We start from the raw sequence: 9,041 nt of genomic DNA, 5'->3' as shown, positions 1-9,041 counted from the left end.
TCCCCATGTGAGAGTAGGTCATCGTCAAGATTAAATTCCGAAACCCCTATCTGCGTATGCAGGTAGGGGTTTTGTTTTGTCCGCAGGAAAGTGCCGAAAAAAAGGGCAACCTCATGGGCTGCCCTTGAAGCCACTGCATTGTCAGTGAAACTTCGGCAGAACGTGTTCAGCGATTTCTTCAATAATCTCGGCAACCGGTCGTTCACTACGACGCACATGCAGGCCAACATGCTGTACCCCAGCCTCACGCAATGCCTGAAGCTCATCAATCAACGCCAACCGCCCGCAAATCCCACCGAAACGTACCCGTCGCATTGGTGCGTGAGGATTGGCTGCCAAATCCAGGTGGACGAAGCTGATGTAAGGCTTATCTCCACCCACCTCGCGCCACAATGCGACCCGACGCCGATGCTCATCTGGCGTACCCGGGTAGGCGAGCCAGCCATCCATATGCTCACCAATCCATGCGGGCGTTTGCTGACCCAGACCTGCCACTAACAATGGTGCAGATTCATCGCGCTGCGGAAGCAAGCGCGCACCTTCTGGCAGGCGGCCTTCACCCTGGTCGCGAAGCAACTCCAGCGTATCGCGGAAAATCTCTCCCCTCTGATCGTAATCCACTCCAAACAATGGATATTCCATCGGCCGGTCGCCACTGGCCACGCCAAGCAGCAAGCGTCCATCACTCAACTCATCAACACTGTTTGCCGATTTCAAGGTTAGCCATGGCTGACGCAATGGCAGTACAACCGCCGCTGTACCCAACATGATGTTGTCGGTGATTCCGGCCAGGTATCCAAGGTAGGAAAAGGCTTCGAATACCTGTGCGGCATCGCCGAAATTCGGGTCGTAAACCGGTACATCGCGGACCCACAAAGCGCGGAACCCAGCCTTGTCCGCCAGCCGCGCCATCGCCGCGTGCTGCTTCAGATCCGGAACACCGAAAGGGCGATCCTCGGCCATTCGTCGTCGCTGGCCCTCGCTGGACCAATCGTTATCCAGTGGCAGCTCCAGCCCAATGGAAAAACCGTTCGAACCGAGTAATCGTGTAAATCGTGGATGCATGAAAAGACTCCAAAAAGGGAATGACATGCACCCAGTATCCACAGGCCCATCAGCAAGAAAAATGCATGAATCGGAATATCAATTTTGAACAAATCGCACGAGTCAGAAAAAAACCAACCGTCGTTTTGGCCCTCAAGGACAACCGTTAGAGGAAATCGCACTAAAGTGACCGCAGGGTTTTTGGTATGGTGCAGCTCGTTTTTTAACGGACTGATTTCAAGCCTACGGATCGGCGCCCCTTTTTAATTAAAGAGCAGCTGTAGAAATGCCCCAGCCGATACCGATCAAAGACCACGAAAAAGAGACGCGCCTGGTCAACAAAAGACTGATGGCTTGCGCCTTGTTCGTCGTGGCTATTACCTGTGCACTGGTCGTACGCCTGTACGTGCTGCAAGTGGTTGAGTTTGACTATCACTCGACCATCTCGGAAAACAATCGCGTCCACGTATTGCCGATCACTCCCACGCGCGGATTGATCTACGACCGCAACGGCGTGGTCCTCGCCGACAACCGTCCCAGCTTCAACCTGACCATCACCCGTGAACGCGCCGCTGATGTCAAAGAAGAGCTGGACGAGGTGGTCAACCTTCTGCACCTGCCGGCCGAGGACCGGGCGCTGTTCGACAAAGCGATGAAGCAGGCACGCCACCCATTTGTGCCCGTCACCCTGTTCTACGAGCTCAGTGAAGAGCAAATCGCCGTACTCGCCGTCAACGAGTTCCGTCTGCCCGGAATCGATGTCGAGCCGCAGTTCGTCCGCCATTACCCGATGGGCGCGCACTTCGCGCATTCGATCGGCTACGTCGGTCGCATCAACGAGAAAGAATCCAAAGCCCTGGATACGGTTGAGTACCGGGGCACCCAATCCATCGGCAAAACCGGGATTGAAAAGTTTTATGAATCAGAATTGCACGGCCACGTCGGTTACGAAGAAGTCGAAACCAACGCCCAGGGTCGCGTGCTGCGAGTGCTCAAACACACCGATCCGGTGCCCGGTAAAAACATCGTACTGAGCCTCGACGTCAAACTTCAGGAAGCCGCCGAAGAAGCCCTGGGTGATCGTCGTGGTTCTGTGGTCGCGCTCGATCCATCGACCGGCGAAGTGTTGGCCATGGTCAGCAAGCCAAGCTTTGACCCGAACCTGTTCGTGACCGGGATCAGCTTCAAGGAGTACGCGGCACTGCACGACTCCATCGACCGGCCGCTGTTTAACCGCGTGCTGCGCGGTCTCTATGCGCCCGGTTCCACCATCAAGCCTGAAGTGGCGATTGCCGGACTGGATGCGGGTGTCGTGACCCCGCAGACCCGCGTCTTCGATCCTGGTTATTACCAACTCCCGGACTTCGATCACAAGTACCGTAACTGGAACCACAGCGGCGACGGTTGGGTAGACATGGACGCAGCGATCATGCGCTCCAACGACACCTACTTCTACGACCTGGCGCACAAGCTGGGTATCGATCGCCTGCACGACTACATGGCGATGTTCGGTCTCGGCGAGAAGGTCTCGCTGGACATGTTCGAAGAGTCTGCCGGTTTGATGCCGTCTCAGGCCTGGAAGCGCGCCACTCGCCGTCAAGCGTGGTTCCCCGGCGAGACGGTGATCCTCGGTATCGGCCAGGGTTACATGCAGGTCACGCCTTTGCAGCTGGCTCAAGCCACTGCGCTGATCGCCAACAAAGGTGTGTGGAACCGCCCGCACCTGGCCAAAACCGTGGACGGTGTGGCGCCAGTGGATGAGCATCCGATGCCAAACATCCTGTTGAAAGACCCGCGTGACTGGGAGCAGGTCAACCACGGCATGCAAATGGTCATGCACGACGCCCGCGGGATCGCCCGAGCGGCGGCGCAGGGTGCTCAGTACCGCATCGCCGGAAAAAGCGGTACCGCGCAAGTGGTCGCGATCAAACAGGGTGAGCGCTACAACCGGGCAAAAACCCTGGAGCGCAACCGTGACAATGCTCTGTTTGTCGGCTTCGCGCCGGCCGAGCATCCGAAGATTGTGATCTCGGTGATGATCGAAAACGGCGAGGCTGGCGGTCGCGTCGCCGGGCCTGTGGTGCGACAGATCATGGACGCCTGGTTACTCGATCAGGACGGCCACCTGAAACCGCAGTACGCCACGCCGAGTAAACCACCTGGTGATCCTCACGTTTAAGTGATCAGGGCTTCCCGGCACAGGTTCACGAATACTGAGCAAGTGCCGGCAGCTTTCGCGCACGAACGATAACGCGCTCGTCCCGATGAAATCCAAATGCCGTAAGGCACTTGCCATCGCCCTGACGTTAACGTAAAGATTGCGGCAGGGCGCTGAACTTAAAAAAGCGCAGGGCGGACCGATCCGGAGCGCTTGATGACGCTAATAAAAACAACTTCCCCCAAGCTGCACCGTGAAGCCCGGCTGGCCCGGGAAAAACTCCACCTCGAGGGCGAAGTCCCCGATGGGGTGTTGCGGGCGGAAATCGATGCATCGTGGCGGCGCAGCCTCAGCCATGGCGTGCATTTCAACAGCAAACATGAACTGGCGCTGGAGTCGAGCGCGAGCCTCGACGTGCTGCTGGCGAACAATCGCCTGTTGATCGACGCAGCGTTGCCAGCGATCGATTACCTGGCTGACCGTCAGGGCAAGGAAGGCCTGATCATCCTCGCCAATTCCGATGCCACCATCCTCGCGGTCGAAGGCCGCGCCGACCGTCTCAAGGGCAGCGGCCTGCAAGACATCACCCTTGGCGCCTGCTGGAGCGAAGCCGCTCGCGGCACCAACGCGCTGGGCACCGCACTGGTGGAGGCCCGGCCGACGATGATCGATTGCGGCGAGCACTACCTTGATCGCCTGACCGATTTCTCCTGCACCTCCGTGCCGATTTATTGCCCGCAAGGCGATATCCTTGGCGTCCTCGACCTGACCCGCGAAGGCCCGCTCGGGCGCGTTCACGACAGCACCGCGTTGCTGGCCATGGCCGTCAGTCAGATCGAAAGCCGGGTGTTCAACGCCAGTTTCCCGGACCAGATCGTCCTGGCCTTCCACAGCCGTCGGCAATACCTCGAATCCCCTTGGCAGGGCCTGTTGGCGGTGAGCCTCGGCGGGCAGATTCTGGCAGTCAGCGCCCAGGCATGTCAGTTGCTCCACGCCGAACGCTCGGCACTGGTCGGTCGTCGTTGCGAAGAGTTTCTCGGCGTCGACGGCCTGCAACTGTTGTCGCGTCTGCATCAGGGCGGCATCGGCAGTTTGCAGACCGCCAAAGGCGAGTTCTTCTACAAAACCCTGCGCGCGCCGCAGCGGTCGATCAACGTCAGCACGCCGCCGCGCAGCACCGCCAAAACCGCTAAACCGCAACCCGATCTCGACGCCCTGGCCGGCAGCAATGTCCGCTATGCCCGGGCCTTGCGCATGGCCCGTCAAGGGCTGGCCAATGAGTTGCCGGTGTTGCTGCTCGGCGAAACCGGCACCGGCAAGGAAGTTATTGCCCGTGCCTTGCACATGGCCGGCAGCCGCTGCGACAAACCCTTTGTCGCGGTGAACTGCGCGGCGATTCCCGAAGGCCTGATCGAGTCCGAACTGTTCGGCTACCGTGAAGGCGCGTTCACCGGCTCGCGGCGCGGCGGCATGGTTGGTCGTTTGCAACAGGCCCACGGCGGCACGCTGTTTCTCGACGAAATCGGCGACATGCCGCTAGCCTTGCAGGCGCGTCTGCTGCGCGTCTTGCAGGACCGTAAAGTCGCGCCTTTGGGCGCCGGTGAAGAACAGGACATCGACGTCGCCCTGATCTGCGCCACCCACCGCGACCTCAAACGCCTGGTCGAAGAGAAACACTTCCGTGAAGACCTGTTCTACCGGGTCAACGGCATCAGCGTAATGCTGCCGGCTCTGCGCGAACGCGACGATTTCAGCGCTTTGGTCGGTCGTGTGCTGACCAGACTCGACGCACCGGGCATGGTCCTGCATGACGATCTGAATCGCCTGCTCGCGGGCTATCACTGGCCGGGCAACATCCGCCAACTGGAAATGGTCTTGCGCACTGCGCTGGCCATGCGCGAACCGGGGGACACCGTACTCACCCTGGACCACTTGCCCGACAGCATGCTCGACGAACTGAACGCCAGCGAACGCCCCCCGTCGGGCAGTATTCGCGAAAACGAACTGGAGTTGATTCGCCAGTCGCTGGACAGCCATCAGGGCAACGTCTCGGCCGCCGCCGATGCCTTGGGCATCAGCCGCGCAACCTTGTACCGCAAGCTCAAACAGTTGCGTACGTGATGCAGCGCTTGATCGTTCGGCTGATCGAGAGTCAAAACCCAGAAGCGCTGCAAGCGGCGTTGCGCTGGCTCTACAGCTTTGTGCGTCCGCATCGTCTGGCGATTGCCGGGCTGCTTGGTTTGTCGGTCTGCGCCTCGTCGTTGGTGCTGGTGCAGCCGTGGTTGACCAAGCTGCTGATCGACGATGGCTTGCTGGCCCGCAACTTCCCCATGCTGGTGCTGATCGCCGGCCTGATGATCATCGCCGGGCTGCTTGGCACGGCGCTCTCGGGGATCAATCGTTACCTGCACACGCGACTCTCCGGGCGGATTCTGTTTTCGCTGCGCGACGACCTCTATCGGCATTTGCAAACCCTGTCGCCGAGCTTCTACGGGCAACGGCGCATCGGCGATCTGATGTCGCGCCTCGATGGCGACGTCGCGGAGATCCAGCGCTTCGCCGTGGACTCGTTGTTTTCGGCGGTATCGAGCGTGATCGGCCTGGTGGTCGCGGTGGCGATGTTGCTGACCTTGTCGTGGCAACTCTCGTTGCTGGCGCTGGTGCTGATTCCCCTCGACGTGCTCTGGCTGCGCTGGATGCGCCGCAAGGTCGAGCGCGATGTGCGTCAGTTGCGCGAGCGTTCGGCGGACATGTCGTCGTTCATGGTCGAGACCCTGCCGGTGATGAAATTCATCCAGTCCGCCGGTCAGCAGCAGCGTGAATCACGGCGCCTGGAGGCATTGGGGCAAGGCTACATGAGTCAGCTGCTGCGCCTGCAAGTCACCGAGTTTTTCACTCAGGCCGTGCCGGGGACGCTGACTTCTCTGTCCCGTGCCTGTGCTTTTTTGATTGGCGGTTATTGGGTGGTGCAAGGGACCTGGCAACTGGGTGCGCTGATCGCGTTTTCCACCTATCTGGGGATGGCGGTCGGGCCGGTTCAAAGCTTGCTCGGGCTCTATGTCGCTATTCAGCGGATGACCGTCAGCCTCGGGCGCGTCATGGAATTGCGCGGTGAGGAGCCGACGGTGCTGACCCCCGTTGAACCCAAGCCTATGCCAATTTCCGGTGAACTGCGTTTCGACGACGTGCACTTCAGCCATCCCGGTCGGCCGAGCACTTTGCGCGGCATCGACGCGCGGATTCCCTACGGTTTGAAAGTCGCCCTGAGCGGCGGCTCCGGGGTCGGCAAATCGACGCTGATCGATTTGCTGCAACGCCATCACGACCCACAGTCCGGGCGGGTGTTGCTGGGCGAGGTCGACCTGCGGGAACTGGACCTGTTCCAGTTGCGCCGGCGGATCGCCGTGGTCAGTCAGGACATCGTGCTGTTTCGCGGCAGCCTGGCCGACAACCTGGCCTACGCCGTGCCCGACGCCAGTCGTGAAGCGATTGCCGAAGTAGCGTGCCTGGCACAACTCGACAGCCTGATCGCCTCATTGCCCGAAGGCCTCGACAGTCCGTTGGGCGAACGCGGGCAGCAGTTGTCCGGCGGGCAGAAACAGCGCATCGCCATCGCCCGGGCGCTGTTGCAGGATCCGCTGATTCTGGTGCTCGACGAAGCCACGTCGGCAGTGGATGAAGCCACCGAACGCGAAGTGATCGAGGCCATCGACCGACTGTTTGCCGGGCGCACGCGTATCCTCATCAGTCATCGCCCTTCGACCCTGGCCGATGCCGACCTGCGCTTTGAATTGCTCGACGGCGTGCTCACGTCGAAAACGGTGCTGCATGAAGTCTGAACTGCGAATCGGTGTGGTGGACAGCGGCCATTCGGCGGCGCAGCGGGTGCAGGTGATCGCCGGACGAGGGTTCTCGTTGCTGTCGGACGGTCTGGCCGAAAGTGACTTGCGCGACGACCCGCTCGGTCATGGCAGCGCGGTGATCGAAGCCATCAGTCATCGGGCCCCTTCGGCGGTGTTCTGCGTGGCTCAGGTGTTCGATCAGCGTGGCGTCACCAGCGCCTTGCAGATTGCCTCGGCGATTGACTGGCTGGTGGCGCAGGACGTGCGGCTGATCAATCTGAGCCTCGGGTTGCGACAGGATCGCAGCCTGTTGCGCGAGGCGTGCGCAGCGGCAGTGGCGCGGGGCATTTTGCTGTGTGCATCCAGCCCGGCGCAGGGCGAGGGTGTGTTCCCGGCGAACTATCCACAGGTGCTGCGGGTGACCGGCGATGCCCGTTGCGCCGAACAGGAATGGTCATGGCTCAACAGCGCGCAGGCGGATTTCGCGGCGTGCGTGCACGGGACCTATCCGGGGCAGTCCGGCGCCAGCCTGGGCTGTGCGGCGTTGAGCGGGCACATCGCCGGTTTCCTGGTTGCACATCCCGAGGCGAGCAACGAGCAGGTCATTGACTGGCTGCGGGAAAACGCGCGTTATCGCGGGCCTGAACGGCGTTTCGGCGCATGATTCTGATTCTTGGCGCTGGGCCGGCGGGGGCTGCGGTGGCCTTGGGTTTGCGCCGGCTCGGTTACGCCGTGACGCTGGTCAGCGAGTGGCGGCGGTTTGCGGCGCTGGAAGGCGTTTCCATCCGGGTGCTGGAGGCCTTGCGCGGTGCCGGTCTGCATCAGGCGCTGGCGGATGCGGCATTGCCGTCGCAGCGGCAGGTGTCGTGGAACGGTCAGCAACACGCGCAAAACATCGAATTTCTACTCGATCGGCCGAGCTTTGATCGAGGTCTGCGCGAGGACCTGCGCCTGGCGGGCGTCGAGTTGATTGAAGGCCGGGTGCTGACGGTACAGACCTCGGCGACGGGGCATCGGGTCGAGATTGAGGGGCATGAAGCGTTGCTCGCGGACTTCCTCGTCGAGGCGCGCGGACGCCAGGCGCCGGCGCTCGGCAAGGGGCTGCGCGGGCCAGAGACGGTCAGCCTGCTCAATCGCTGGCAAGGTGCGCCGGGTGACACCGCCAGTGCCGTGGAAAGCCTTGCGGACGGCTGGGCGTGGATGGCGCGACGGGCGGACGGTCAGTGTTATTGGCAGTGGACGGTGGACGTCGCCAGCGCTGCGCTGCCGGGCAAGGCGCAATTGCTGGATTACTGTCGCCAGCGGCGCCAGGGCTCGACGCTGGCACGGGCGTTTTTTGCGAACGAACCTGAAATCGACCTGCAACTGCATGCGCGCAGCAGCACCGCGATTCTTAACCCGCAGGTGTGTGGTGAAAACTGGATTCGGGTCGGCGATGCGGCGATGGCGGTCGACCCGCTGTCAGGCAACGGGATTTTTCAGTCCTTGTCCTCGGCGTTGCAAGCGCCGACGGTGATCAACACGTTGCTGCGAAAACCTGAGCGAGCAGCGCTGGCGCAGCGCTTTCATCAGCAGCGGATAGAGCAGTTGTTTTTGCGTTTTGCGCGGATCGGGCGGGATTTTTATGCCGATGAGCAGCGTTGGCTGGATCAGCCATTCTGGCAGGCGCGGCGGCAGTGGCCGGATGCCGAGGTGGCGCACGCCGAGGCGGATTTTTCTTCGTTGATAATCGAGCGAGCGCCGGTGTTAAAGGATGGTTTTGTGGATGAGGCTGAGGTGGTGATCACGGCAGATCAGCCGTTGGGGATCTGGCATGTGCAGGGGGTTGAGCTGGCGCCGCTGGTGCGGCGGCTACAGACCGAATCCGCCGGGCAGGCGTTGGCGGGGTTGACGGTGGAGCAGGGCAGGCTGGTCAGGAGTTGGCTGTTGGCTCAGGGGTTCAAACCTTGAATTTATGTTGACTGGCCTGGCCACTTCGCGAGCAGGCTCGCTCCCAC

At 61.3% G+C, this 9,041-nt stretch carries 6 protein-coding genes; 5 read left to right on the top strand and 1 reads right to left on the bottom strand.

From position 1 onward, the window contains the following. Positions 1–141: 141 nt before the first annotated feature. Positions 142–1,065: a TIGR03571 family LLM class oxidoreductase gene (locus tag F8N43_RS20245; RefSeq protein WP_150637612.1), complete on the bottom strand. Its 924-nt coding sequence runs from the start codon at positions 1,063–1,065 to the stop codon at positions 142–144. A 265-nt stretch (positions 1,066–1,330) separates the two neighbouring features. On the opposite strand from F8N43_RS20245, the gene mrdA reads away from it, so the two are divergent. The 5 genes from mrdA to F8N43_RS20220 all read left to right on the top strand — a co-directional run bounded on the left by mrdA (position 1,331) and on the right by F8N43_RS20220 (position 8,994). Then, the gene (mrdA, locus tag F8N43_RS20240) at positions 1,331–3,223 is read left to right on the top strand and encodes a penicillin-binding protein 2 (protein ID WP_150637610.1); all 1,893 of its coding nucleotides are present in this window, start codon (positions 1,331–1,333) and stop codon (positions 3,221–3,223) included. 195 nt (positions 3,224–3,418) lie between these two features. Further along, positions 3,419–5,323 (top strand): sigma-54-dependent Fis family transcriptional regulator, encoded by a 1,905-nt coding sequence (locus F8N43_RS20235; RefSeq protein WP_150654247.1) that lies wholly within the window; start codon positions 3,419–3,421, stop codon positions 5,321–5,323. Continuing rightward, positions 5,323–7,041, top strand: coding sequence for an ABC transporter ATP-binding protein (locus F8N43_RS20230; protein ID WP_150637608.1), 1,719 nt, complete (start codon positions 5,323–5,325; stop codon positions 7,039–7,041). The genes F8N43_RS20235 and F8N43_RS20230 overlap by 1 nt, the downstream gene beginning before the upstream one ends. Continuing rightward, a complete protein-coding gene (locus tag F8N43_RS20225) occupies positions 7,031–7,708 on the top strand; it encodes a S8 family serine peptidase (RefSeq protein ID WP_150637606.1) in 678 nt (225 codons plus the stop codon). The genes F8N43_RS20230 and F8N43_RS20225 overlap by 11 nt, the downstream gene beginning before the upstream one ends. Next, on the top strand, positions 7,705–8,994 hold the full coding sequence (locus F8N43_RS20220; RefSeq protein ID WP_150633771.1) for an NAD(P)/FAD-dependent oxidoreductase: 1,290 nt from the start codon (positions 7,705–7,707) through the stop codon (positions 8,992–8,994). The genes F8N43_RS20225 and F8N43_RS20220 overlap by 4 nt, the downstream gene beginning before the upstream one ends. Positions 8,995–9,041: the final 47 nt, after the last annotated feature.

Origin of the sequence: Pseudomonas fluorescens (assembly GCF_902498065.1) — a bacterium.
GTDB lineage: Bacteria > Pseudomonadota > Gammaproteobacteria > Pseudomonadales > Pseudomonadaceae > Aquipseudomonas > Aquipseudomonas fluorescens_BJ.
This window is presented reverse-complemented; position numbering and strand designations above follow the sequence as displayed.

Excerpts from the sequence above, each read along its gene's own strand:
- F8N43_RS20220 (WP_150633771.1), top strand. The coding sequence starts at position 7,705 with ATGATTCTGATTCTTGGCGCTGGGCCGGCGGGGGCTGCGGTGGCCTTG.
- mrdA (WP_150637610.1), top strand. The coding sequence starts at position 1,331 with ATGCCCCAGCCGATACCGATCAAAGACCACGAAAAAGAGACGCGCCTG.
- F8N43_RS20225 (WP_150637606.1), top strand. The coding sequence starts at position 7,031 with ATGAAGTCTGAACTGCGAATCGGTGTGGTGGACAGCGGCCATTCGGCG.
- F8N43_RS20230 (WP_150637608.1), top strand. The coding sequence starts at position 5,323 with ATGCAGCGCTTGATCGTTCGGCTGATCGAGAGTCAAAACCCAGAAGCG.
- F8N43_RS20235 (WP_150654247.1), top strand. The coding sequence starts at position 3,419 with ATGACGCTAATAAAAACAACTTCCCCCAAGCTGCACCGTGAAGCCCGG.
- F8N43_RS20245 (WP_150637612.1), bottom strand. The coding sequence starts at position 1,065 with ATGCATCCACGATTTACACGATTACTCGGTTCGAACGGTTTTTCCATT.